This is a genomic window from Citrobacter sp. RHB35-C21 (assembly GCF_013816515.1).
GTDB lineage: Bacteria > Pseudomonadota > Gammaproteobacteria > Enterobacterales > Enterobacteriaceae > Citrobacter > Citrobacter braakii.
The window spans coordinates 2,147,317-2,171,900 of sequence record NZ_CP057147.1 but is presented as its reverse complement, the minus strand read 5'-3'; the positions used below and the strand labels follow the sequence as shown (position 1 = coordinate 2,171,900).

Below are 24,584 nucleotides of genomic sequence, written 5' to 3'. Positions count from 1 at the left end.
TCTTCCATACTCCAGAGGTCGGCCAAACGACTTCTGGAGCACGGAAGATGAAAAATCCCACGTTATTGCAGTATTTTCACTGGTATTACCCCGAGGGCGGTCAACTCTGGCCCGAACTTGCCGAACGCGCAGGTGGACTTAATGACATCGGCATCAATATGGTGTGGTTACCTCCCGCTTATAAAGGCGCTTCCGGCGGCTATTCCGTTGGCTACGACTCCTACGATCTGTTTGATCTGGGCGAATTCGACCAAAAGGGAACCATCGCTACCAAATATGGCGATAAAAACCAGCTGCTGGCGGCGATAGACGCGCTAAAACACAATGATATTGCCGTACTGCTCGACGTGGTGGTTAACCACAAGATGGGCGCAGATGAGAAAGAGAATATTCGTGTCCAGCGGGTTAACGCCGAGGATCGCACGCAAATAGACGATGAGATCGTCGAATGCGAAGGCTGGACGCGCTACACCTTCCCTGCCCGCGCGGGCCAGTACTCGCAATTCATTTGGGACTTTAAATGCTTCAGCGGTATTGACCATATCGAAAACCCAACCGAAGACGGCATTTTTAAAATCGTGAACGACTACACCGGCGAAGGCTGGAACGATCAGGTTGATGATGAGTTGGGTAATTTTGATTATCTGATGGGCGAAAACATCGATTTTCGCAATCACGCGGTCACCGAAGAGATCAAATACTGGGCGCGCTGGGTGATGGAGCAAACCCAGTGTGACGGTTTTCGGTTAGATGCCGTGAAACATATTCCGGCATGGTTTTATAAAGAGTGGATTGAGCATGTGCAGGAAGTCGCCCCCAAGCCACTGTTTATCGTCGCGGAATACTGGTCGCATGAAGTCGACAAGCTGCAAACCTACATTAATCAGGTGGAGGGGAAAACCATGTTATTCGACGCCCCTTTACAGATGAAATTCCACGAAGCCTCTCGTCAGGGACGCGATTACGACATGAGTCAGATTTTCACCGACACCCTGGTGGAAGCCGACCCGTTTCATGCCGTCACGCTGGTGGCCAACCACGACACTCAGCCCTTGCAGGCGCTGGAAGCCCCTGTCGAGCCATGGTTTAAGCCGCTGGCCTATGCGCTGATCCTGTTGCGCGAAAACGGCGTACCGTCAGTGTTTTATCCTGACCTCTACGGGGCGCATTACGAAGACACCGGGGGAGATGGCGAAACCTATCCTATCGACATGCCGATCATTGAACAGCTTGATGAACTGATCCTCGCGCGCCAGCGCTTCGCACACGGGGTACAGACGCTCTTTTTCGATCACCCTAACTGTATCGCTTTTAGCCGCAGCGGAACGGACGAGGATCCCGGCTGTGTGGTTGTTCTGTCTAACGGCGATGACGGGGAAAAGACCATCAATCTCGGTGCGAATTACGGGAATAAAACCTGGCGCGACTATCTGGGAAATCGCGAAGAAAGCGTGGTCACCGATGAGAACGGTGAAGCGACGTTTTATTGTAACGGCGGTAGCGTCAGCGTGTGGGTGATTGAAGACGTGTTATAAAACTCAACCCCGGTGGCAGTTGGCTACCGGGGCGTATAGCTTATGGCAGTGGCGTGGCCAGCGGCGTTTTCTTTAGCGCATCAGCACATTCCTGCGTCGGGCGGTCGACCCGCTGCAGCGTCATACCGTCATATTCCAGCGTATTGCCTTCACGCTCAATCTCATACAGCTCGCGTTTCACCGTCACGTTGGTGAGATCGCCAGAGATCATCGTCAGTTTCCCCGGCAGCGCGATCACTCGCTGCCACTGGCGACAATCCAGCGTGTCGCCCTCTTTTGTTACCACCAGGCTGGCAATCGCTTCCGGGCTCACCAGACTGCGTTGCGGACCTTTTGACTGCCAGTATCCTTCCAGACCGGCTGGCGCTGGCGTTTTCACCACGTCGTTATAATTTTCTACTTCGGCGCATCCGGTAAGCGCCAGAAATACAGCAACGATTGCTAATTTTTTCATCATTCATCCTGCATGCGAAGAAAATGGGATTGTGGCATTAAAGGCCTGATGTCGCCAGCCTTTCGGCAGTGTCGAGAAAGATTGATCCAGACGGTGTTACCTCTTATTACTCATAGTCAAAAATTCTGATCGGTGTAGTATCCACACTTCTTGTTACATACCTTCTGAGTTCAGAGGCACAACGCATGTCATGGCAACACTTCAAACAGGCCTGGTTAATTAAATTTTGGGCCCCCGCCCCTGCGGTCATCGCAGCGGGTATTCTCTCTACTTATTATTTCGGCATTACGGGAACCTTCTGGGCCGTTACCGGCGAATTCACTCGCTGGGGTGGTCAAATCCTGCAACTGTTCGGCGTTCACGCCGAAGAATGGGGATACTACAAGCTGATCCATCTCGAAGGCTCACCCCTGACCCGCATTGACGGCATGATGATCCTCGGTATGTTCGGGGGCTGTTTTGCTGCCGCATTGTGGGCAAACAACGTCAAATTACGCATGCCGCGCAGTCGGGTGCGCATTATGCAGGCGATAGTCGGCGGAATGATTGCCGGATTCGGCGCCCGGCTGGCAATGGGCTGTAACCTGGCCGCATTCTTCACCGGTATTCCACAGTTCTCGCTACACGCCTGGTTTTTCGCGCTGGCAACGGCTATTGGCTCATGGTTTGGCGCACGCTTTACCCTGCTGCCGATGTTTCGTATTCCGGTCAAAATGCAGAAAGTCTCCGCCGCTTCTCCGTTAACGCAAAAGCCAGATCAGGCCCGTCGCCGTTTCCGCCTCGGCATGCTGGTGTTTATCGCCATGATCGGCTGGGCGCTCCTCACTGCGATGGATAAGCCCAAACTTGGTTTGGCCATGCTGTTTGGCGTCGGGTTCGGGCTGCTGATTGAACGGGCGCAAATCTGCTTCACCTCCGCCTTCCGCGATCTGTGGATTTCCGGTCGCACCCATATGGCGAAAGCGATCATCTTCGGGATGGCGGTCAGCGCCATCGGTATCTTTAGCTACGTACAACTGGGCGTCGAGCCTAAAATCATGTGGGCAGGTCCGAATGCGGTGATCGGCGGCTTGCTGTTCGGCTTCGGCATTGTTCTGGCGGGCGGGTGTGAAACGGGCTGGATGTACCGCGCCGTTGAAGGCCAGGTGCATTACTGGTGGGTGGGACTGGGCAACGTTATTGGCTCGACCATTCTGGCCTACTACTGGGATGATTTTGCTCCCGCGCTTGCCACCAGTTGGGACAAAGTGAATCTGCTCAACACCTTCGGCCCGCTCGGTGGCCTGCTGGTAACCTATCTGCTGTTATTTACCGCGCTGATGCTCATCATCGGCTGGGAAAAACGCTTCTTCCGTCGCGCTGGGCTGACGCCTGCCAAGGAGTCTGTATGAAAAATATCGTGCCTGATTATCGCCTCGATATGGTCGGCGAGCCGTGTCCGTATCCGGCTGTCGCCACACTGGAAGCGATGCCGCAATTGAAGAAAGGTGAGATTCTGGAAGTGGTGAGCGATTGCCCGCAGTCAATCAACAATATTCCACTGGATGCGCGTAATCACGGCTATACGGTGCTGGATATTCAGCAGGATGGTCCAACGATTCGTTATTTAATTCAGAAGTAATGCGATTCTCCCGTTGCCCGACGCAGCGGGAGAATGTTCGGCTTGCTACACCTGCATCGACATCACTTCCTGATACGCCGACACCAGTTTGTTGCGCACCTGGATCCCCATCTGCATCGATACCGACGCTTTTTGCATATCGGTCATCACATCGTTCAGCGCAATACCCGGTTCACCGAGGGTAAATTTCTCAGCCTGCACACGGGACGCGGTTTGTACATCGCTGATCCTGTCTAACGCCGCATGCAGTTGACCAGCAAAGCTCACGGTCGGTTGTGGCTGCATATCCTGCATTTTTGCTGACATCGCCGTGGTCTGTAGCTGGCTGATGACTCCTTCAATCCCCTGTATTGCCGACATTCTGATCCCCTGGATAATTTTTTACGTAGTTGAGATTACCAGTTAGTCAATAAGATAAAGGCGTTAAATAACGATAAAAAACCACGGTTTTTAACGCATAGAAAAATTCGAAACCGCAAATAATGAGACCGTCAATTTTTCGAGTTTGCTGACCCGGGAGTGAGTCTTGTTCCACTTTGCAAAAAACGCCGTCCACGATAAGCCACGAGGTGCGAGATGAGTGCGACAGCATCGACTGCAACCCAGCTTAAACCTCTCGAGTGGTTAAACCGCCTGCGCGCGAATCCCAGAATTCCTCTGATTGTGGCGGGAGCCGCTGCCGTCGCGATCATCGTGGCGATGGTCCTGTGGGCCAAAGCACCTGACTACCGCACGCTGTTCAGCAATCTTTCCGATCAGGATGGTGGCGCGATCGTCACCCAACTGACGCAGATGAACGTTCCCTACCGTTTTACTGAGGGAAGCGGCGCCATTGAAGTTCCTGCCGATAAAGTCCACGAACTGCGCTTACGTCTGGCGCAACAAGGTCTGCCCAAAGGCGGCGCGGTGGGTTTTGAACTGCTGGATCAGGAAAAGTTTGGTATCAGCCAGTTTAGCGAGCAGGTCAACTACCAGCGCGCGCTGGAAGGTGAATTAGCCCGTACGATTGAAACGTTGGGACCGGTAAAACGCGCCCGCGTGCATCTGGCTATGCCGAAACCGTCGCTGTTTGTGCGTGAGCAAAAAGCGCCTTCAGCCTCCGTCACCGTCAATCTGGAACCGGGTCGCGCGCTGGATGAAGGTCAGATCAGTGCGGTCACGCATCTGGTTTCCAGCGCTGTTGCAGGCTTGCCACCGGGCAACGTTACGCTGGTCGACCAGGCGGGGCATCTGTTAACCCAGTCGAATACCAGTAGCCGCGATCTTAACGATGCGCAGCTGAAATACGCCAGCGACGTCGAAGGCCGCGTTCAGCGTCGTATCGAATCGATTCTGTCGCCGATTGTCGGTAACGGTAACGTACATGCGCAGGTCACCGCGCAGCTGGATTTTGCCAACAAAGAGCAAACCGAAGAACAGTACCGTCCAAACGGTGATGAGTCCCAGGCCGTGCTGCGTTCTCGTCAGTTGAACGTCAGTGAGCAGGTCGGTAGCGGAGCACCAGGCGGCGTACCGGGCGCGTTGTCAAATCAGCCCGCTCCGGCAAATACTGCGCCAATCGCCAACCCACCCGCTAATCAGCAAAACGCGCAAAATACGCAAAACGCACAGACGGCGAATAACAGTAATAATGCCGGCCCGCGCAATACTCAGCGCAATGAAACCAGCAACTATGAAGTTGACCGCACCATTCGCCATACCAAAATGAACGTTGGCGATCTGCAGCGTCTCTCGGTGGCTGTCGTGGTCAACTACAAAACGTTACCAGACGGCAAACCGTTGCCGTTAACCGCCGAGCAGATGAAACAGATTGAGGATCTGACCCGCGAAGCGATGGGATTCTCCGACAAACGTGGCGATACCCTGAACGTGGTGAACTCTCCCTTCACGGCGACCGACGATTCCATGGGCGAGCTACCGTTCTGGAAACAGCCGTTCTTTATTGACCAGTTAATGTCCGCAGGTCGTTGGTTGCTAGTTCTGTTGGTGGCGTGGATCCTGTGGCGGAAAGCCGTTCGTCCGCAGTTGGTCCGTCGCAGCGAAGAAGCGAAAGCCGTACAAGAACAAACGCGTGTCCGTCAGGAAACCGAAGAAGCGGTAGAAGTTCGCCTCAGCAAAGACGAACAAACCCAGCAGCGTCGTACTAATCAGCGTCTGGGAGCAGAAGTCATGAGTCAGCGTATTCGTGAAATGTCAGATAACGATCCGCGCGTCGTGGCGCTGGTCATTCGCCAGTGGATGAGTAACGATCATGAGTAATCTTACCGGTACCGATAAAAGCGTCATCCTGCTGATGACCATTGGCGAAGATCGCGCGGCGGAGGTGTTTAAGCACCTTTCCACGCGCGAAGTACAGGCGCTCAGTACGGCGATGGCCAACGTACGCCAGATTTCCAACAAGCAGTTGACGGAAGTGCTGGCCGAATTTGAACAAGAAGCCGAACAGTTTGCCGCGCTGAATATCAACGCCAACGAATATCTGCGTTCCGTGCTGGTGAAAGCGCTGGGCGAAGAACGTGCCTCCAGTCTGCTGGAAGATATTCTGGAAACCCGCGATACCACCAGCGGCATTGAAACGCTTAACTTTATGGAGCCGCAAAGCGCCGCCGACCTTATCCGCGACGAGCATCCGCAGATTATCGCCACCATTCTGGTGCACCTCAAGCGGGGCCAGGCTGCCGATATACTGGCACTGTTCGACGAGCGTTTACGTCACGACGTGATGCTGCGTATCGCCACCTTTGGCGGCGTACAGCCTGCCGCGCTGGCAGAGTTGACCGAGGTTCTCAACGGCCTGCTCGATGGCCAGAACCTCAAGCGCAGCAAAATGGGCGGCGTGAGAACGGCGGCAGAAATTATCAACCTGATGAAAACCCAGCAGGAAGAAGCGGTTATTACCGCCGTACGCGAATTCGACGGCGAGCTGGCGCAGAAAATTATCGACGAGATGTTCCTGTTCGAGAACCTGGTGGATGTCGACGATCGCAGTATCCAGCGTCTGCTGCAGGAAGTGGATTCCGAATCGTTGCTGATTGCCCTGAAAGGTGCCGAACAGCCGCTGCGCGAGAAGTTCCTGCGCAACATGTCGCAACGTGCTGCCGATATTCTGCGCGACGACCTCGCCAACCGTGGTCCGGTGCGTTTGTCGCAGGTGGAAAACGAACAGAAAGCCATTCTGCTTATTGTGCGTCGTCTGGCGGAAACCGGCGAGATGGTGATAGGCAGCGGCGAGGATACCTATGTCTAACGAACTGCCGTGGAAAGTCTGGACCCCGGACGACCTCGCCCCACCGATGGCGGAGTTCGTACTGGCTGAGCACAGCGAAAACCCGCTGTCAGAAGAAACAGCAGAACCAGAGCTTTCCGCAGAGCAACAGCTTGAACAGCAGCTCGCACAGCTGCAACTGCAGGCCCATGAGCAAGGCTATAACGCGGGTCTGGCGGAAGGTCGACAAAAAGGCCACGAACAAGGTTATCAGGAAGGCCTGAGTCAGGGGCTGGAGCAAGGCCAGAACCAGGCGCGCGCTCAGCATGCGCCGATCCATGCCCGCATGCAGCAACTAGTGAGCGAGTTTCAGAATACGCTGGACGCACTGGACAGCGTCATTGCCTCGCGTCTGATGCAAATGGCGCTGGAAGCTGCGCGTCAGGTTATTGGCCAGACGCCTATTGTGGATAACGCTGCGCTGATTAAACAAATCCAACAGCTGTTACAGCAAGAACCGCTGTTTAGCGGTAAACCGCAGCTACGCGTACATCCGGACGATCTCCAGCGTGTGGAAGAGATGCTCGGTGCGACCCTCAGCCTGCACGGCTGGCGGCTGCGCGGTGATCCGACGCTGCATCACGGCGGCTGTAAAGTCTCTGCCGATGAAGGCGATCTGGATGCCAGCGTCGCCACGCGCTGGCAAGAACTCTGCCGTCTGGCAGCGCCGGGAGTCGTGTAATGACCACTCGCCTGACTCGCTGGCTCAACACGCTGGACAGCTTCGAAGAGAAAATGTCGCTACTGCCTGCGGTGCGCCGTTACGGTCGCCTGACCCGCGCCACAGGGCTGGTGCTGGAGGCCACGGGATTACAGTTGCCGCTGGGCGCCACCTGCGTTATTGAACGCCAGGACGGCAACGAAACCCAGGAGGTCGAAAGTGAAGTCGTGGGCTTTAACGGTCAGCGTCTGTTTCTGATGCCCCTCGAAGAGGTTGAAGGCGTTCTGCCCGGCGCGCGCGTGTACGCGAAGAACATTGCCGGAGAAGGTCTGCAAAGCGGGAAGCAATTACCGCTTGGCCCTGCATTGCTGGGTCGTGTGCTTGACGGTAGCGGCAAACCGCTCGACGGTCTGCCCGCCCCGGATACCACCGAAACCGGGGCGCTGATTACGCCGCCGTTTAACCCGCTACAACGCACCGCGATTGAACACGTCCTGGATACCGGCGTACGTCCCATCAACGCGTTGTTAACCGTCGGTCGCGGTCAGCGTATGGGACTTTTCGCGGGCTCCGGTGTCGGTAAAAGCGTTCTGCTCGGCATGATGGCGCGCTATACCCAGGCCGATGTTATCGTCGTAGGTCTGATTGGCGAACGTGGTCGCGAAGTTAAAGATTTTATTGAAAATATTCTCGGTACCGACGGTCGTGCACGCTCGGTGGTGATTGCTGCTCCCGCAGATGTCTCGCCGCTGTTACGTATGCAAGGCGCGGCCTATGCCACGCGTATCGCCGAAGATTTTCGCGATCGTGGACAGCACGTATTGCTGATTATGGATTCCCTCACCCGCTACGCGATGGCGCAACGTGAAATAGCCCTGGCGATCGGAGAGCCGCCGGCAACGAAAGGTTATCCCCCCTCAGTATTCGCCAAATTACCAGCACTGGTCGAACGTGCCGGGAACGGTATTCACGGCGGCGGTTCCGTTACCGCGTTTTACACGGTACTGACCGAAGGTGACGACCAGCAGGACCCCATTGCGGATTCCGCGCGCGCGATTCTGGACGGCCACATTGTGCTGTCCCGTCATCTGGCCGAAGCGGGTCACTATCCGGCCATCGATATTGAAGCCTCGATCAGCCGCGCCATGACCGCGCTCATTAGTGAACAACACTATGCGCGGGTACGAAACTTTAAACAGCTGCTATCCAGCTTCCAGCGCAACCGCGATCTGGTCAGCGTGGGGGCGTATGCCAAAGGCAGCGATCCCATGCTGGATAAAGCCATCGCCCTATGGCCACAACTGGAAGCATTCTTACAGCAAGGCATTTTTGAACGGGCGGACTGGGAAGATTCTCTGCACGCGTTAGAACTGATTTTCCCTGGTGTGTGAGTAAGCAGGAGAGCATAGGTCATGGCACAACATGGTGCATTAGCCACACTGAAAGACCTGGCTGAAAAAGAGGTAGATGACGCCGCTGTCTTATTGGGAGAGATGCGTCGTGGCTGTCAGCAGGCGGAAGAACAGTTGAAAATGCTGATCGATTATCAGCATGAGTATCGCAACAATCTGAACAGTGACATGGGTCAGGGTATTACCAGTAATCGCTGGATCAATTACCAACAATTTATTCAGACGCTGGAAAAAGCGATTGAGCAACACCGCCAACAGCTCAATCAGTGGACGCAGAAAGTAGACCAGGCATTGAACAGTTGGCGCGACAAAAAACAACGTTTACAGGCGTGGCAGACTCTGCAGGACAGACAAACCTCGGCGGCGTTACTGGCCGAAAACCGCCTGGATCAGAAAAAAATGGATGAATTTGCTCAGCGTGCAGCTATGAGGAAACCCGAATGATTACTTTACCCCAACTGATTACCACCGACACCGACGTAGCCGCAGGTCTTCAGTCAGGCAAAGCGGTTGATTCACCCGAGGATTTTTTAGCGCTGCTGGCGGGTGCATTAGGTGCGGACAACGCGCAGGGTAAAGACGCCCCGCTGTCGTTTGCCGACTTACAGGCGGCCGGTAGCAAACTGCAAAAAGGGTTATTGCAAAAAAATGGCGATTCAGCACCGTCGCTCAAGTTGACCGAACTACTGGCGCAAAAAGAGATGCACACTGATGCTTCTCTTGTCGACATGACAGACGCTCAGCAACTGTTGTCTGCCCTCACGCCCTCACTGAAAGTTAATGCCCTGACGACTCTGGGCAAAGTCGCTCAGCAGGATGAAAAAAACACCGCACTAAGCGATGAGGATCTCGCCAACCTGAGCGCGTTGTTCGCCATGCTGCCAGGACAACCGCAGACCACGCCGGCCGTCGACAGCGCGCCAGCCCCCGTTGATGCGACGCTTTCGGCGTTGTCACGAGGCTCGGTACACAGCGCTATCGCCGATAATGCTGGCGAATTGCTGCCAGGTGATGCCAAAAAAGGCAAAGCGGATATTGCAACGCCTGCCAGCAGCGTAGATCAGACAAACAATCCGACATTAACCCCGTTGACGGCAGCGGCGACGACCAGAGCGGAAATTGAAAGCGCCCCTTCGCCGACCAGCATTGGCATGACGACAGCGCCGTTAAGTGGCCCACAGTCCCACGCTCAGCCGTTACCGACCGCCGCACCAGTGCTAAGCGCGCCATTGGGTAGCCAGGAATGGCAGCAATCACTGAGTCAGCACGTCACCCTGTTTACTCGCCAGGGCCAGCAAAGCGCAGAACTGCGTCTGCATCCACAGGATCTGGGCCAGGTGCACATTTCCCTCAAGCTGGATGACAACCTCGCGCAGTTGCAAATGGTATCGCCACACAGTCACGTGCGCGCTGCGCTGGAAGCTGCATTACCGATGCTGCGTACGCAGTTGGCTGAAAGCGGTATCCAGCTTGGACAAAGCAGTATCAGTAGTGAAAGCTTTGCCGGTAATCAGCAGTCTTCCGGGCAGCAACAGCAGGCGGGTCGCGCTCAGGGACAAGACATTTTTGCCGCTGAAGATGACGCCGTACTGGCAGCGCCAGCCTCACTGCAAGCTGCAGCACGCGGTGATGGAGCAGTAGACATCTTCGCCTAACGCCAGAGGTAGCATGATTATCCGCGTCTTTTCCACGCTTTGTCGTGGACAGGACACGGGATAATCAGCCCATAAGCTGTACCGAAACAGGAAGCCCGTATCTGATGACTGACTCCGCGATTAACAAAAAAAGTAAACGCGCTATTTGGATCCCTCTGCTGGTATTGATTACCCTCGCCGCCTGCGCAACTGCGGGTTATAGCTACTGGCGCATGCAGCAGCAGCCGTCCGCCAGCGTCAAAGCGGAACCGGCTCCACCGCCAGCCCCGGTATTCTTTGCGCTGGATACCTTTACCGTCAATCTGGGTGATGCGGACCGTGTACTGTATATCGGTATCACGCTGCGCATGAAAGACGAGGCAACGCGTTCACGTCTTAACGAATATCTGCCGGAAGTGCGCAGCCGCTTGCTGCTGCTGTTCTCTCGTCAGAACGCGGCTACGCTCGCCACCGAAGAAGGTAAGCAACAGCTCATTGCCGCCATCAAAGAGACGCTCGCGACTCCGCTCGTTGTTGGGCAACCCAAACAGGTTGTCACCGACGTTCTTTATACAGCTTTTATTCTGCGGTAAAGACATGGGCGACAGTATTCTTTCTCAGGCTGAAATCGACGCATTGCTTAATGGCGATAGCGAAACTAAAGACGAACCCATTTCCGGTATCGCAAAAGAAAGCGATATTCGTCCTTACGATCCCAACACCCAGCGCCGCGTGGTACGTGAGCGTTTACAGGCGCTGGAGATCATTAACGAACGCTTCGCGCGCCAGTTCCGTATGGGGTTATTTAACCTGTTGCGCCGTAGCCCGGATATTACCGTGGGTGCGATCCGTATCCAGCCATACCACGAGTTTGCGCGCAACTTACCGGTTCCGACCAACCTGAACTTAATCCACCTGAAGCCGCTGCGCGGTACGGGTCTGGTGGTGTTCTCACCGAGTCTGGTATTTATCGCCGTCGATAACCTGTTCGGCGGTGATGGCCGCTTCCCGACGAAAGTGGAAGGCCGTGAATTTACCCATACCGAACAGCGCGTTATCAACCGCATGCTGAAGCTGGCGCTGGAAAGCTACAGCGACGCGTGGAAGGCCATCAATCCGCTGGAAGTGGAATACGTTCGTTCCGAGATGCAGGTGAAATTTACCAATATCACCACGTCTCCTAACGACATCGTGGTCAATACCCCATTCCACGTTGAAATTGGCAACCTGACCGGTGAATTTAACATCTGTCTGCCATTCAGCATGATTGAACCGTTGCGTGAGCTGCTGGTGAACCCGCCGCTGGAAAACTCACGTAATGAAGATCAGAACTGGCGCAATAATCTGGTGCGTCAGGTTCAGCATTCTGAGCTGGAGCTGGTGGCAAACTTTGCTGACATTCCGCTGCGGCTATCCCAGATTTTAAAACTGAAACCCGGCGATGTACTGCCGATTGAAAAACCCGACCGCATTATTGCTCATGTGGACGGCGTGCCTGTACTGACCAGCCAGTATGGCACGGTGAACGGTCAGTATGCGTTACGCGTAGAACATCTGATAAACCCGATTTTGAATTCGCTGAATGAGGAACAGCCCAAATGAGTGATATGAATAATCCGTCCGATGAGAACACTGGTGCATTGGACGATCTGTGGGCTGACGCGTTAAACGAGCAAAAAACCACGCCCACCAAAAGTGCGGCCGATGCGGTATTCCAGCAGTTAGGTGGCGGCGACGTCAGCGGTGCCTTGCAGGACATCGACCTGATCATGGACATTCCGGTCAAACTGACCGTCGAATTGGGCCGAACCCGCATGACCATCAAAGAGCTACTGCGTCTGACGCAGGGTTCGGTCGTCGCGTTGGATGGGCTGGCGGGCGAGCCGCTGGATATCCTGATCAACGGTTACCTGATTGCCCAGGGTGAAGTGGTGGTTGTCGCAGACAAATACGGCGTACGTATCACCGACATTATTACCCCATCTGAACGCATGCGCCGTCTGAGCCGTTAATCATGAATACCCAGGCTACAGTTTCTCAGCCAGCCGCCGTACCCGGCTCACCGCTGGTTCAGGTAAGCGGCGCGCTGCTTGGGATCATCGTATTGATCCTGGCTGCAGCCTGGGTGATTAAGCGTATGGGGTTTGCCCCCAAAAGCGCCGGTACGCGCGGACTGAAAGTTGCGGCAAGTACCTCACTGGGTCCACGTGAGCGCGTGGTGATTGTTGAGGTTGAAAATGCGCGCCTGGTACTGGGCGTCACGGCCTCGCAAATTAACGTGCTGCACACCCTGCCCCCGGCGCCTGCTGATACAGAAGAAAAACCGGCCTCCCCCGCGGATTTCCAGGCCATGATGAAGAGTTTGCTTAAGCGTCCTGGGAGATCCTGATGCGCCGTTTGTTATCCATCACGCTGGCAGGCTTATGGCTTTTCAGCCCAGTAGCCCTCGCCCAGCTCCCGGGTCTGGTTAGCCAGCCGCTGCCTGGCGGCGGACAAAGCTGGTCTTTACCCGTGCAAACGCTGGTGTTTATCACCTCGCTGACGTTCCTGCCCGCCATTTTATTGATGATGACCAGCTTCACCCGCATCATCATCGTTTTCGGTCTGTTACGAAATGCGCTGGGAACCCCTTCGGCCCCCCCGAACCAGGTGCTACTGGGCCTGGCGCTATTTTTGACCTTTTTCATCATGTCGCCGGTAATCGACAAAATCTACGTCGACGCATATCAGCCGTTCAGCGAAGAGAAAATCTCTATGCAGGAAGCCATGGAGAAAGGCGCACAGCCGCTGCGCGAGTTTATGTTGCGCCAGACCCGTGAAGCCGATCTGGCACTCTTCGCGCGCTTAGCAAACAGCGGTCCCCTACAGGGACCAGAAGCCGTACCGATGCGGATTTTGCTTCCAGCCTATGTCACCAGCGAGCTGAAAACGGCATTCCAGATAGGCTTTACCATTTTTATTCCGTTTCTGATTATCGACCTGGTCATCGCCAGCGTGCTGATGGCGCTCGGGATGATGATGGTCCCCCCGGCCACGATCGCGCTACCGTTCAAGCTGATGCTGTTTGTGTTGGTAGACGGTTGGCAGTTGCTTGTCGGCTCGCTAGCTCAAAGCTTTTACAGTTAGAGGCGCGAAATGACACCTGAATCGGTCATGATGATGGGCACAGAGGCGATGAAAGTCGCCCTGGCCCTTGCCGCGCCTTTGCTGTTGGTCGCCCTCGTCACAGGTCTTATCATCAGTATTTTGCAGGCGGCGACCCAGATAAACGAAATGACGCTGTCCTTCATTCCCAAAATTGTCGCGGTTTTTATTGCCATCATTGTTGCCGGCCCGTGGATGCTTAACCTGCTGCTCGACTACGTGCGTACGCTGTTCAGCAATATCCCCTACATCATCGGGTAGATGACATTATGCTGCAGGTGACCAGCGTTGAGTGGCTCCACTGGCTGAATCTTTACTTCTGGCCTTTGCTGCGCATCCTGGCGCTCATCTCAACGGCTCCAATTCTCAGCGAGCGCGCGATCCCCAAACGAGTAAAACTGGGGCTGGGGTTAATGATAACCGTCGTTATCGCTCCGTCGATTCCCCCGGTAGACGTCCCTATCTTTTCTATCGTGGCGCTATGGCAGGCAATGCAACAAATCCTGATCGGCATCGCTCTGGGCTTCACTATGCAGTTTGCGTTCGCGGCAGTACGTACCGCCGGGGAATTAATTGGTCTGCAAATGGGTCTCTCCTTCGCAACCTTCTTTGATCCCGGCAGCCGTCTGAATATGCCGGTACTGGCGAGACTGATCGACATGCTCGCCATGCTGTTATTCCTGACTTTTAACGGCCATTTGTGGCTTATTTCGCTGTTGGTGGATACATTTCATACCTTGCCAATCGGCGGCAATCCGGTGAACAGCAATGCGTTTCTCGCGCTGGCGCGGGCGGGTAGCCTGATTTTCCTCAACGGGCTAATGTTGGCCCTGCCGATAATGACGCTGCTACTCACCCTAAACCTCGCACTCGGTCTGTTGAATCGCATGGCTCCTCAGCTGTCGATTTTCGTCATCGGTTTTCCACTCACCCTCGCCGTGGGTATTTCATTAATGGCGGCCCTGATGCCATTAATTGCGCCATTCTGCGAGCGATTATTCAGCGAAATTTTTAATTTGTTGGCTGATATTGTCAGCGAAATGTCCGGAAAATAATAACCCTTAATTTTTATCCTGTTTTACTAAGGATTGTCCTAAATTTAAAAAGCGACAACATCCACCAGGATATCTCTGTCGCGGTTTATTTATTATTGACTCACTCACATAACGCAACATTTACTTTACTTTAAGATGTTTCCTGGCAAATTATACGCAACTTTACGGGATAGTAATTTCGCCTGAAAAACAGCGAAAGCGTCATCTTGGGTCGTTATTATTCCGTTTAGTTGTGATGAAAATAATCAGGTAAGGGGAATTATCGTTACGCATTGAGTGAGGGTATGCCATGTCAACGATTATTATGGATTTGTGCAGTTACACCCGGCTAGGGTTGACCGGATATCTGGTAAGTCGGGGGGTGAAGAAAAGGGAAATCAACAACATTTCCAACGTTGAGGAGCTCAGTCTCGCCTGTATCTCTCAACAGCCCGCTGTGGTGTTTATTAATGAGGACTGCTTTATCCACGATCCTGCTAATAGCCAGCAAATAAAGCAAATCATTAATCAGCATCCCGGCACATTATTTATTGTGTTTATGGCAATTGCCAACGTGCATTTTGATGAGTATCTATTAGTAAGAAAAAATTTACTGATCAGTTCTAAGTCGATTAAACCCGATTCACTGGATGAACTCCTTGGCGATATTCTGAAAAAAGAAGTAGATTTTGTCATTGATGTGAATCTGCCGACATTATCATTGAGCCGTACCGAGTCCAGCATGCTACGCATGTGGATGGAGGGTCAGGGAACAATACAGATATCCGACCAAATGAATATCAAGGCCAAGACCGTGTCATCCCATAAGGGGAATATAAAACGAAAGATAAAGACGCATAATAAGCAAGTTATCTATCACGTTGTGAGACTCACCGATAACGTTACCAATGGTATCTTTGTGAATACGCGCTAACACGTTCTGACTGGTGGCGAATCCACCAGTCAGGATCATGCAGCCAAACTCACCTTATTCTACTTTTTCCACGAAGATACCATCCTGATGACCTGACTCATTAAAGAACCAGATACCGAGCGGGTAGTCTTCCAGCGAAACCAGGTACATGGTGCCTTCACTAAACTCTTCGATAGCCAGTACCACGCCCGGTCGACGAGGACCGCCGTCCGTTTTGACTGTGACCCGATCATTCACCTTCATAGTTTTCCTCCTGTGGCTTTGTGCCAGTGTAGAACAATTTCCTTTTTCTGGCAGCGCCCGCCTCGCGCGATTGCGGGTTTTATCGACGGTCTATACTTAAGTTGTGCGTATCTGATGTTTGGATGCGCTCCCCCGGTATCCTTAACGGTTGAGAGGTATGAGGATGAAAACCGCGAAAGAGTACAGCGATACGGCCAAACGTGAAGTCAGCGTCGATGTGGACGCGCTACTGAAGGCAATCAACGAAATCTGCGAGAGTGAAATTCATCGCAGTCAGGATGACCCGGAACGCGTCAGCGTCGACGGACGTGATTACCACACGTGGCATGAACTGGCCGACGCGTTCGAGCTGGATATCCATGATTTTAGCGTGTCGGAGATCAATCGCTGACTGAGGGCGAAAAAAATCCCGGCCCTTATCGGGTCGGGATCAAGCTTGCTTATGCAAGAAGCACTTGAAAATTCGTTACACCAGGAAATCTGATGTGAAACAAACCTTATCTGCAATTTTTTTGCCTGACAAGTAAATAATTCTCACTAAAATGATAAATATAACTAATGATTGAAAGATCACCCGGTTACGCGCACCCCAGGTGTTCAGGCATCCTGGCAGAGTTTTCTTCGCTCGCCCGGCACCAGTTCATCTTCACGGAATGCTTCCCGTTTGACGCCAAAGCCGTCGTACCAGCGACACTCCACCATTCCGCTGGCATACCCGGTAACGATCATACGTGGGCCACCCTCTTTGGAGGTGACTTCCTCACTGACAGAAAAGACCATACCTGCCTCCTGTATCAAGAGAAACCTTTACACCTTAGACGACAAAGAAGGGTTTTGCGTAATCAACCCTGCGACAATTAGTGCGAAACTCCGCGCACTCTGGCGACACCTTTCACCAGCAGCACCACTATTGCGCCAATGATAAAACCGAGCACCAGATTCAGCAGGGTCGGAAGCATCAGCGCAATCAATGCACTTTGCTGTTGGGCAAAATGTTCAATCGCATGATGCAGCGGTGTTATTCCGTGCACCACAATTCCGCCGCCAACCAAAAACATCGCCAGCGTGCCGACCACGGAAAGTGTTTTCATAAGCCAGGGGGCAACGACCAGCAATCCTTTACCCAGCGACTGGGCCAGCGTACTGCGCTTTTCTGCCAACCAGTATCCGATATCATCGAGCTTAACGATAATCCCGACCAGGCCGTAGACGCCCACAGTCACCACTAACGCGATGCCAGATAACACCAACACCTGATTCAACAATGGCGCATCCGCTACGATCCCCAGCGTAATCGCGACAATCTCAGCAGATAAAATAAAGTCGGTACGTATCGCCCCTTTGATTTTATCTTTCTCAAAGGTGAGCGGATCCTGTGCTGCCAATGATGTCAGACGCTGCTGACGCTCTTCCGGGGTTTCTTTGTGCTTACGCGCTTCCAGGGTATGGAGAACTTTTTCTACACCTTCAAAACAGAGGAACGCCCCGCCTACCATTAATAAGGGGGTGATCGCCCAGGGAATGAAGGCGCTTATCAATAGCGCCAACGGCACAAGGATAACTTTGTTAACAAACGATCCTTTCGCGACGCTCCAGACCACCGGGAGTTCGCGATTCGCCCGCACACCCGACACCTGCTGCGCGTTAAGCGACAGATCATCGCCCAGCACACCCGCGGTTTTTTTCGCGGCCAGTTTTCCCATGACAGAGATATCATCCAGCAAAGTGGCGATATCATCGAGTAAGGTCAATAAGCTACTTCCTGCCAAAATTTTTACCCTCAATATTATTTTTTTGCAGTCATAAGTATGAAGTAAAACACGCAATGCTGAAACTGACCTTTCTGGTCAACAAATTTTTAACATCAGCACGTAATTATAAATCTCGCCAGCAAGATAGTTTTGACGTTTACTATGTTGCACCTTTTTATTTCCACCGTGAGGGATTATGCGTTTCAGGCAATTGCTACCGCTTTTCAGTGCGCTTTTCGCGCTGTACATCATTTGGGGTTCCACGTACTTCGTTATTCGCATTGGCGTTGAAAGCTGGCCGCCGTTGATGATGGCTGGCGTTCGTTTTCTCTCTGCGGGGATTTTATTAACAGCATTCTTACTTATCCGCGGACATAAGCTGCCGCCTCTGCGCGTGCTCCTGAACGCCGCGTTAATTGGTATCCTGCTGCTGGCTGTCGGTAACGGACTGGTCACCGTCGCAGAACATCAAAATGTGCCTTCCGGTATTGCCGCCGTAGTGGTCGCCACCGTCCCGCTGTTTACGCTGTGTTTTAGCCACTTTTTTAGCATCAAAACACGCAAACTTGAATGGATGGGGATCGCAATTGGACTCGCGGGGATCATCATGCTGAACAGCGGTGGTAATTTGAGCGGTAATCCATGGGGAGCAATTTTAATCCTGATAGGTTCGATAAGCTGGGCGTTTGGCTCAGTGTACGGCTCGCGCATAACGTTACCCGTTGGCATGATGGCCGGAGCCATTGAAATGTTAGCCGCCGGTATTGTGCTGATGTGCGCCTCGCTGATTTCCGGGGAAAAGTTGACCACTATGCCGACGTTTTCAGGCTTTATGGCGGTCGCCTATCTGGCCGTGTTTGGTTCTATTATTGCCATCAACGCGTATATGTACTTGATCCGCAACGTCAGCCCGGCATTTGCCACCAGCTATGCCTACGTTAATCCGGTTGTCGCCGTACTGTTAGGTACCGGCCTGGGAGGAGAAAGTCTGGCGCCCATCGAATGGCTGGCGCTTGGCGTGATTGTATTTGCGGTGGTACTGGTCACACTCGGTAAATACCTATTTCCCGTTAAAGCGGACGCCGTTGTGACCCCGTCGGAAAAGACGTTACAGTAAATGGATACCGAGGGTGTCGATCTGCGCGCTATCGCCACCGCCGCAGATCCACTCGATGACGCGTTCGGACAACGCGTCATCCCCCAGCTTTTCGCGCCCACGCAGGGCGCACTCCCAGACAATCAGTACGCGCCAGCCCAAAGCCTGCAATTTTTCACAATCCCGCGCGTCACGCTGGACATTTTTGCCTATTTTTTCCAGCCAGAACGCTGTTCGTGTGGCGGGGACTTTGAATAGATAGCAGTTGTGATGATGCCAGAAACAGCCGTGGGTAAAAATCACACAACGATAATCATCCACCACGAAATCGGGACGACCAGGTAACGTCGCATCCTGCACACGAAACGTTACCCCCTGCTCTGTCAGTACGCTGGCAAGGCGTTTTTCAATTGCGGTATCGCGGGTTGCTATCGCCCGCATATTTTTACTGCGCGTCGCTTTATCGTGAACGTCTGCCATGCAGTTTCTCTTTCTCGCGAATAGCAACCGCCTGTTTGATTTTTGGCTCCAGCAGTCTGGCAACCGCCGCAAATGCCGGGACGACCACCGAATTACCAAACTGACGATAAGCCTGTGTGTCCGACACCGGGATCCTGAACTGATAGCCCTGAGGTGATTCAAATCCCATCAGGCGCGCGCACTCTCTGGGCGTCAGCCTGCGCGGACGGTATCGCTGATTGTGCGGATCATCAAAATCCTTTTCACCCAGCGCCATATCCCAACCGCGGTCGATCAAGATCTCCGCCCCATCTTTATAGTAACGCGCCGATAATGTGCGCGTTACGCAATCGGGATTGCCGGGATACACCATGCCATAGCCAAATCCATTGCCCCGCGCCTGATGCTTTTTCGCATAACGATACAGATATTTCCACAGCACCGGCGTGAGCACATATTTTGCATCGACGGTCGGCTCTAGTAGCTCCGCCAGCGTCGTACGCCGCTGAGGATAGCGGGAGACAATATCGCGCAGCGTGAAGTCTGATTTCAGATTCAGATCGCGGCGAAAGCCGACGAGCACAATACGTTCGCGATGCTGGGGCAAAAAATGTTGCCCATCGATAATTTTCGGATCGTCCGGCCCGTTATCGTGTGCATCAGCCACGTCATAACCCAGCTCATCCAGCGTTTGCATAATGATGCGGAACGTTTTCCCCTGATCGTGACTCTTCAGGTTTTTGACGTTTTCGAGCACAAATATTGCCGGCCGACGCGCATCGATGATGCGCACCACGTCAAAAAAAAGTGTGCCTTGCGTATCGCAGGCGAAGCCATGAGCCCGCCCTAACGCGTTTTTCTTTGATACACCGGCCAGAGAGAATGGCTGACAAGGAAATCCCGCCAGCAGCACGTCATGCTGCGGAACATGCTGGCGGATATGTTCCGCCGCCTGCTGGTCACTCACCCCCTCATGATGACTGAGGGTGATATCGCGAATATCTTCATTAAAATGGTGCTGGTGAGGATCGCAGTAGTGATTCGCTTTGTAGGTGCGCACCGCATGCTTGTTCCACTCACTGGTAAACACGCACTGCCCGCCAATCGCCTCAAAGCCGCGACGAATGCCGCCAATACCGGCAAAAAGATCGATAAAGCGAAAAGCATAATGTGGATGATGCGCAGGCGGCCTCGGCAGCAAGTCGTTCAGATGAGCCAACTCACCGTCGCTGAGGCGATGCCACGTTTCATTGGCAACCACTCGCTTGAAGATGGCCGGACTCCAGCGGTTCTCGCCAACACCATTCAGATGAGCAACCAGCGTTTTCACGTCATATATTTCAAGCAACTTAGCCAAAATCACCTGTGCGGCGGCCTCGTTATCATCTGTCATCGGGTTCATGGAACCTGCTACTGAAAAATTATCCTGCATACATTTAACCGGCCGAAATGGATAGCTGACAGGTTAACATAAATTAGCGCGGTTGACGTTGCGGCTGTACTGGCGACTAACGCAGCTTAAAGGGTTGAATCGCGTCAAGATCCAGCATTTCATATTCTCCTTTTAACTCCGCACTCAGCTTCGCCATGTACGTCAGTAAGAAGTCAGCATTATGTTGCGCCAAATGCCGACCGTGTTCAGTTTGCATCGTCAGCGGCAGCGTCAACAATTTGGTCTGGAAGTGATCGAGTGCGTACTGTTTATCATCAAGGCTACGCTGTCGGGCAAACGGATCTTCCGCATCAAACAGCGCCACGCCTAACGCGCCGGACACAGCAAATACCCGTGCTAAACCAATTGCCCCCAACGCCTCAAGCCGGTCAGCATCCTGCACGATTTTGGCTTCAAGGGTTTCTGGTACGATTTTGGCGCTGAAACTGTGCGCCTCAATAGCATGGCACACGGCAGGTAATCGTTGTTGTGGGAAATCAGGGAAATCACGCTTCAAAACGCGACGCGTTTCCTGGGCTGCCAGTACCGACGAACGATGACGATCGGGATGATTCTTCGGCAAACTGACGAGATCGTGGAAGTAGCACGCCGTCAGCACCACCAGCCAGTCTACGGTCACATCCATGCTCAACTTTTGTGATGTCATCCAGACGCGACGAAAATGAAAGATGTCATGGGCAGCGTCGTGCCCGGAATGATTGTCACGTAACCAAGCTTCAAATTTCGACTGCCAGTACTGTAGTTCCATACTCTCGCTCTTCACAGAAAGAAAACCACCTTAGCAACAATTCTCATGTCAGACTACCGTCGACGATTTTTATCATTAATACATATTATTCACTTAATAAGCATCACTATAATGGATATATAAATCCATTATTCAAAACAAGCAGATCAATTATAATCCCGTATGCAAAACAAATAACAAATATCAATAATATACATTCAACAAGATAGAACAAAAGAAATCATAACTATATGATAAAAAATACATTTATATGGATAATATTAATTCATATGCCATGCAATTTTAATTATATAAAAGCAATAATGAAATATTTTGAAATATCTTAAATACATTTGTTACATGTTATATTTAAAATTAAATGAACTTCATAGATAGTATTCAAATGTAGTCTTTCAGATAGTGTTACACATTCATTTTAATTATTATATAAAGGGAATACATAATGAAAAGAAAAGTACTGGCACTGCTTCTCCCTGCCTTATTCGCTGCAAGCGCAGCAAATGCGGCTGAAATTTATAATAAGAACGGCAATAAAATTGATTTTTACGGCAAGATGGTAGGCGAACGCATCTGGTCGAATACGGATAGCAGTAACAGTGAAAATGCTGACACCTCTTACGCCCGTTTTGGGGTGAAAGGTGAAACCCAGATCAGCAACGAGTTGACAGGTTTTGGTCAGTTTGAACACAACCTCGACGCCAGCAATGCGGAAGGAGTTCAGGAGCAAAAAACCCGTCTGGCCTTCGCTGGCCTGAAATATTCGGATTACGGCTCATTTGATTACGGTCGTAACTATGGCGTAGCCTACGATGCGGCAGCCTACACCGATATGCTGGTTGAATGGGGTGGCGATTCATGGGCTGCGACGGATAATTTCATGACCGGTCGTACCAACGGCGTGGCGACCTACCGCAACACAGACTTCTTCGGCATGGTTGAGGGTCTTGATTTCGCGCTACAGTACCAGGGCAAGAATCACGATGACGATTACGCTAAAGCAAATGGCGACGGCTACAGCATGTCGGTGGACTACAACGTAGATGGCTTTGGTTTCGTCGCGGTATATGGTAAATCCGACCGTACGGATAAACAATCCATCGATGGCTATGGCAGCAACGCTGAAGTCTGGTCTCTGGCAGCAAAATATGACGCTAACAGCATTTATGCGGCAGCGATGTATGGCGAAACGCGTAATATGACCCGAACCGGAACCGATCAGGGTTTTGCAAACAAAACGCAAAACGTTGAAGCAGTCGTTCAATATCAGTTCGACTTTGGTCTGCGTCCATCCCTGGGTTACGTTTACTCGCAGGGTAAGGACCTGGCCGGCGGTGTTAACGCTGACCGCGTGAATTACGTCGAGCTTGGCACCTGGTACTACTTCAATAAAAATATGAACGTCTACACAGCGTATAAATTTAACCTGCTGGATAAAGAAGACGGCGCAATTACTGGCAACGCAGTTGATGATCAGTTTGCCATGGGTATTGTGTACCAGTTCTAATCTCCACAAACTCAAAAGCCCGCGCTGCGGGCTTTTTTTGTTCAACGAAGCGTATTTTTTATCACACGGGCATTACAACGATAAACTTGTGAGGATACTCAAAGAAAAAGACATCCATGAGAACTGTCGTTGAAAGCAAGGCGTGCAAGTGCTTGAAATGACGCGTGAAGACTATCTCGCCCTGCTCTCTGAAGAAGCTGAACGCGACATTCCATACGATCCAGACCCATCGGACGTTTCAACGTGGCACCTGCCATCAAAGTTCTGCTGCTGAGTGAACGTGATGAACAACTGCACCTTGACCCTGTACTTTGGGGATACGCCCGAGGTGGTGGGATAAACCGCTGCTAATTAACGCACGGTCTGAAACAATGGCCGACAAAGGACTGGTAGATATTTACGACAGACAACCGTTGGTAGTGCTACCGGAAGCCGCGCGCGAATGGATGAGGCAGGATCTTGGAGGGAAAGAAGCAGCGGAAATTGCAGTTGACGGTGTCGTGCCGGCTGATAAATTTATATGGCACGCCGTAACGCGTGCCGTCGGAAATGTGAAAAATCAGGGGGCAGATTAAATTAAGCCTGTTACTTAACCCGGAGCAGGTCTTCATCGCGGGTGGTATATCGGGGTGACTGCATCTCTCTTTTAATTGCCCACTGTTGCTGGGTACCCTGACCGGCGAAATAAAGCGCTCCCCTTACTTCCTTTGCATTCATATGATCCAAAATCTCCATCAGCTTCTCGCTCCCCCTTGACATGAAAGAAAAAGCCTGCCTTTGACTTGTCGGTATTTTTACTGTCAGGAATGTTGCAAAACCTCCCCTTATCAAATACATTATTTGTAACAATAGTACAACAAACATCACAAAGTGGTAGGTATAACACAATCTGAATTTCGTCATGAAAGAGAAGGTCCACAAGAAAAACTAAACTCCTTTATTAAGGCATAGACACAGATCAAAATATCGTAGCTAAGCGTAAGTTAAAGTTACAAAAATAATTCAACAAAACATAATGTTACTTAAAGGAAATTTATGATTAAATACATTATCGCCTTAAAATTCGTAATATTCGGGCGTTCACAAGAACTATTCTATTATTGGAAGAGTGAGATTATAAGGAGACCGTATTTTTCAATCATAAGATTACTACGCGAGAAGAAATTAAGACACAGAAATTTCCTTTTTTGGTGGCGCCTAGCCAATGAAATGTACAAAAATGGTGGGAAATACCAAAAAAGAGCAGCAATAAAGCTGAATAACAAAATAATTGAGAGATTTGGCTGTGAAATAGGATTGGGTGCAAATATAGGCAAAGGCTTATTGATCCCGCACCATTCAGGCATAGTTATTCACGGCTCTGTTGACATTGGGGATAATTTTATTATCAGACAAAACTGCGTAATAGGACAAATAGACAAGGATTGCAAATCTTTAAGGTTAACAATCGGTAATAATGTTGACATAGGTGCAAATACATGCATCATTGGTCTTTCTGTGAAAATTGGTGACAATGTCAAAATTGGTGCAATGTCATTTATTAAATCTAATATTCCATCTAACTGCACCTACGTCACAGAAAAAAAATCACGAATTATAGTTTCCCCCTCCTCATAGAGGGGGTATTAATATTTGT

Annotated in this window: 28 protein-coding genes and 3 pseudogenes; 22 read left to right on the top strand and 9 right to left on the bottom strand. The window is 51.9% G+C overall.

Translation table 11 applies throughout. The features are described 5' to 3' along the window. Window positions 1-47: 47 nt before the first annotated feature. Window positions 48-1,535, top strand: a complete 1,488-nt coding sequence (gene amyA, locus HVZ39_RS10490) for an alpha-amylase (protein WP_016156839.1) — start codon at window positions 48-50, stop codon at window positions 1,533-1,535. A gap of 40 nt (window positions 1,536-1,575) precedes the next feature. Here amyA and yedD read toward each other — a convergent pair whose 3' ends face one another. After that, entirely contained in the window at window positions 1,576-1,989 is a 414-nt protein-coding gene (gene yedD, locus HVZ39_RS10485; RefSeq protein WP_016153484.1) for a lipoprotein YedD, read from the bottom strand. 185 nt (window positions 1,990-2,174) lie between these two features. Between yedD and yedE the strand changes: the two genes are divergently transcribed. Both yedE and yedF read left to right on the top strand, forming a co-directional pair. After that, window positions 2,175-3,380: a selenium metabolism membrane protein YedE/FdhT gene (yedE, locus tag HVZ39_RS10480; protein ID WP_047416083.1), complete on the top strand. Its 1,206-nt coding sequence runs from the start codon at window positions 2,175-2,177 to the stop codon at window positions 3,378-3,380. Further along, complete coding sequence (gene yedF / locus HVZ39_RS10475; RefSeq protein ID WP_000790504.1) at window positions 3,377-3,610, top strand: sulfurtransferase-like selenium metabolism protein YedF; 234 nt, start codon at window positions 3,377-3,379, stop codon at window positions 3,608-3,610. The genes yedE and yedF overlap by 4 nt, the downstream gene beginning before the upstream one ends. A 45-nt stretch (window positions 3,611-3,655) precedes the next feature. Here the strand turns inward: yedF and fliE are convergent, their stop codons facing one another. Continuing rightward, complete coding sequence (gene fliE, locus HVZ39_RS10470) at window positions 3,656-3,970, bottom strand: flagellar hook-basal body complex protein FliE (RefSeq protein ID WP_016153486.1); 315 nt, start codon at window positions 3,968-3,970, stop codon at window positions 3,656-3,658. 216 nt (window positions 3,971-4,186) lie between these two features. On the opposite strand from fliE, the gene fliF reads away from it, so the two are divergent. The 14 genes and pseudogenes from fliF (at window position 4,187) to rcsA (ending at window position 15,694) form a co-directional block, all read left to right on the top strand. Further along, entirely contained in the window at window positions 4,187-5,869 is a 1,683-nt protein-coding gene (fliF, locus tag HVZ39_RS10465; protein WP_181633573.1) for a flagellar basal-body MS-ring/collar protein FliF, read from the top strand. Further along, window positions 5,862-6,857: a flagellar motor switch protein FliG gene (fliG, locus tag HVZ39_RS10460; RefSeq protein WP_016153488.1), complete on the top strand. Its 996-nt coding sequence runs from the start codon at window positions 5,862-5,864 to the stop codon at window positions 6,855-6,857. The genes fliF and fliG overlap by 8 nt, the downstream gene beginning before the upstream one ends. Continuing rightward, window positions 6,850-7,557 (top strand): flagellar assembly protein FliH, encoded by a 708-nt coding sequence (gene fliH / locus HVZ39_RS10455; RefSeq protein WP_094761578.1) that lies wholly within the window; start codon window positions 6,850-6,852, stop codon window positions 7,555-7,557. The genes fliG and fliH overlap by 8 nt, the downstream gene beginning before the upstream one ends. Continuing rightward, entirely contained in the window at window positions 7,557-8,927 is a 1,371-nt protein-coding gene (gene fliI, locus HVZ39_RS10450) for a flagellar protein export ATPase FliI (RefSeq protein WP_016153490.1), read from the top strand. The genes fliH and fliI overlap by 1 nt, the downstream gene beginning before the upstream one ends. Before the next feature lie 21 nt (window positions 8,928-8,948). Next, window positions 8,949-9,392, top strand: a complete 444-nt coding sequence (fliJ, locus tag HVZ39_RS10445; RefSeq protein WP_016153491.1) for a flagellar export protein FliJ — start codon at window positions 8,949-8,951, stop codon at window positions 9,390-9,392. After that, window positions 9,389-10,603: a flagellar hook length control protein FliK gene (gene fliK / locus HVZ39_RS10440; protein ID WP_047502069.1), complete on the top strand. Its 1,215-nt coding sequence runs from the start codon at window positions 9,389-9,391 to the stop codon at window positions 10,601-10,603. Before fliJ ends, fliK begins: the two co-directional genes overlap by 4 nt. A 104-nt stretch (window positions 10,604-10,707) precedes the next feature. Next, a complete protein-coding gene (gene fliL, locus HVZ39_RS10435; protein ID WP_016153493.1) occupies window positions 10,708-11,175 on the top strand; it encodes a flagellar basal body-associated protein FliL in 468 nt (155 codons plus the stop codon). A gap of 4 nt (window positions 11,176-11,179) precedes the next feature. Beyond that, complete coding sequence (gene fliM, locus HVZ39_RS10430; RefSeq protein ID WP_003030434.1) at window positions 11,180-12,184, top strand: flagellar motor switch protein FliM; 1,005 nt, start codon at window positions 11,180-11,182, stop codon at window positions 12,182-12,184. Beyond that, window positions 12,181-12,594 carry a flagellar motor switch protein FliN gene (fliN, locus tag HVZ39_RS10425; RefSeq protein ID WP_003030433.1) on the top strand — a complete coding sequence of 138 codons (414 nt, stop codon included), beginning with the start codon at window positions 12,181-12,183 and terminating at the stop codon, window positions 12,592-12,594. Before fliM ends, fliN begins: the two co-directional genes overlap by 4 nt. Beyond that, window positions 12,594-12,971 carry a flagellar biosynthetic protein FliO gene (fliO, locus tag HVZ39_RS10420; protein WP_141895382.1) on the top strand — a complete coding sequence of 126 codons (378 nt, stop codon included), beginning with the start codon at window positions 12,594-12,596 and terminating at the stop codon, window positions 12,969-12,971. The genes fliN and fliO overlap by 1 nt, the downstream gene beginning before the upstream one ends. After that, window positions 12,971-13,708 carry a flagellar type III secretion system pore protein FliP gene (fliP, locus tag HVZ39_RS10415; RefSeq protein ID WP_006684053.1) on the top strand — a complete coding sequence of 246 codons (738 nt, stop codon included), beginning with the start codon at window positions 12,971-12,973 and terminating at the stop codon, window positions 13,706-13,708. The genes fliO and fliP overlap by 1 nt, the downstream gene beginning before the upstream one ends. A 9-nt stretch (window positions 13,709-13,717) precedes the next feature. Then, window positions 13,718-13,987 (top strand): flagellar biosynthesis protein FliQ, encoded by a 270-nt coding sequence (gene fliQ / locus HVZ39_RS10410; RefSeq protein WP_003030425.1) that lies wholly within the window; start codon window positions 13,718-13,720, stop codon window positions 13,985-13,987. An 8-nt stretch (window positions 13,988-13,995) separates the two neighbouring features. Then, window positions 13,996-14,791 (top strand): annotated as a pseudogene (fliR, locus tag HVZ39_RS10405) (flagellar biosynthetic protein FliR). Window positions 14,792-15,070: 279 nt separating this feature from the next. Beyond that, entirely contained in the window at window positions 15,071-15,694 is a 624-nt protein-coding gene (gene rcsA / locus HVZ39_RS10400) for a transcriptional regulator RcsA (protein WP_181633571.1), read from the top strand. 54 nt (window positions 15,695-15,748) lie between these two features. On the opposite strand, the gene dsrB is transcribed toward rcsA, so the two are convergent. Beyond that, window positions 15,749-15,937 (bottom strand): protein DsrB, encoded by a 189-nt coding sequence (dsrB, locus tag HVZ39_RS10395; protein WP_003030419.1) that lies wholly within the window; start codon window positions 15,935-15,937, stop codon window positions 15,749-15,751. A gap of 163 nt (window positions 15,938-16,100) precedes the next feature. On the opposite strand from dsrB, the gene yodD reads away from it, so the two are divergent. Further along, on the top strand, window positions 16,101-16,328 hold the full coding sequence (gene yodD, locus HVZ39_RS10390) for a YodD family peroxide/acid resistance protein (protein ID WP_003030417.1): 228 nt from the start codon (window positions 16,101-16,103) through the stop codon (window positions 16,326-16,328). A 206-nt stretch (window positions 16,329-16,534) separates the two neighbouring features. Here yodD and HVZ39_RS10385 read toward each other — a convergent pair whose 3' ends face one another. Together HVZ39_RS10385 and HVZ39_RS10380 are read right to left on the bottom strand one after the other, a co-directional pair. Further along, window positions 16,535-16,717, bottom strand: coding sequence for a DUF2158 domain-containing protein (locus HVZ39_RS10385; RefSeq protein ID WP_016153498.1), 183 nt, complete (start codon window positions 16,715-16,717; stop codon window positions 16,535-16,537). Between the two features lie 77 nt (window positions 16,718-16,794). Beyond that, window positions 16,795-17,706: a DUF808 domain-containing protein gene (locus tag HVZ39_RS10380; RefSeq protein WP_016156847.1), complete on the bottom strand. Its 912-nt coding sequence runs from the start codon at window positions 17,704-17,706 to the stop codon at window positions 16,795-16,797. A gap of 178 nt (window positions 17,707-17,884) precedes the next feature. Here HVZ39_RS10380 and yedA point away from each other — a divergent pair, with 178 nt between their 5' ends. Continuing rightward, window positions 17,885-18,805, top strand: a complete 921-nt coding sequence (gene yedA, locus HVZ39_RS10375) for a drug/metabolite exporter YedA (RefSeq protein ID WP_181633570.1) — start codon at window positions 17,885-17,887, stop codon at window positions 18,803-18,805. Here yedA and HVZ39_RS10370 read toward each other — a convergent pair. The 3 genes from HVZ39_RS10370 to HVZ39_RS10360 all read right to left on the bottom strand — a co-directional run bounded on the left by HVZ39_RS10370 (window position 18,797) and on the right by HVZ39_RS10360 (window position 21,444). Further along, window positions 18,797-19,264 carry a very short patch repair endonuclease gene (locus HVZ39_RS10370; RefSeq protein ID WP_019077079.1) on the bottom strand — a complete coding sequence of 156 codons (468 nt, stop codon included), beginning with the start codon at window positions 19,262-19,264 and terminating at the stop codon, window positions 18,797-18,799. The two genes, yedA and HVZ39_RS10370, sit on opposite strands and share 9 nt — an antisense overlap. Continuing rightward, a complete protein-coding gene (locus tag HVZ39_RS10365; protein ID WP_181633569.1) occupies window positions 19,245-20,675 on the bottom strand; it encodes a DNA cytosine methyltransferase in 1,431 nt (476 codons plus the stop codon). Before HVZ39_RS10365 ends, HVZ39_RS10370 begins: the two co-directional genes overlap by 20 nt. A gap of 76 nt (window positions 20,676-20,751) precedes the next feature. Continuing rightward, entirely contained in the window at window positions 20,752-21,444 is a 693-nt protein-coding gene (locus tag HVZ39_RS10360; RefSeq protein WP_053389322.1) for a phosphohydrolase, read from the bottom strand. 442 nt (window positions 21,445-21,886) lie between these two features. Here HVZ39_RS10360 and HVZ39_RS10355 point away from each other — a divergent pair, with 442 nt between their 5' ends. Then, complete coding sequence (locus HVZ39_RS10355; protein ID WP_181633568.1) at window positions 21,887-22,948, top strand: porin; 1,062 nt, start codon at window positions 21,887-21,889, stop codon at window positions 22,946-22,948. A gap of 157 nt (window positions 22,949-23,105) precedes the next feature. Then, a pseudogene (locus HVZ39_RS10350) lies at window positions 23,106-23,523 on the top strand (SOS response-associated peptidase family protein). A gap of 10 nt (window positions 23,524-23,533) precedes the next feature. On the opposite strand, the pseudogene HVZ39_RS10345 reads toward HVZ39_RS10350, so the two are convergent. Then, a pseudogene (locus HVZ39_RS10345) lies at window positions 23,534-23,698 on the bottom strand (DUF4113 domain-containing protein); the annotation flags it as partial. 285 nt (window positions 23,699-23,983) lie between these two features. Between HVZ39_RS10345 and HVZ39_RS10340 the strand changes: the two are divergent. Continuing rightward, on the top strand, window positions 23,984-24,565 hold the full coding sequence (locus tag HVZ39_RS10340) for a serine O-acetyltransferase (RefSeq protein WP_047416060.1): 582 nt from the start codon (window positions 23,984-23,986) through the stop codon (window positions 24,563-24,565). Window positions 24,566-24,584: the final 19 nt, after the last annotated feature.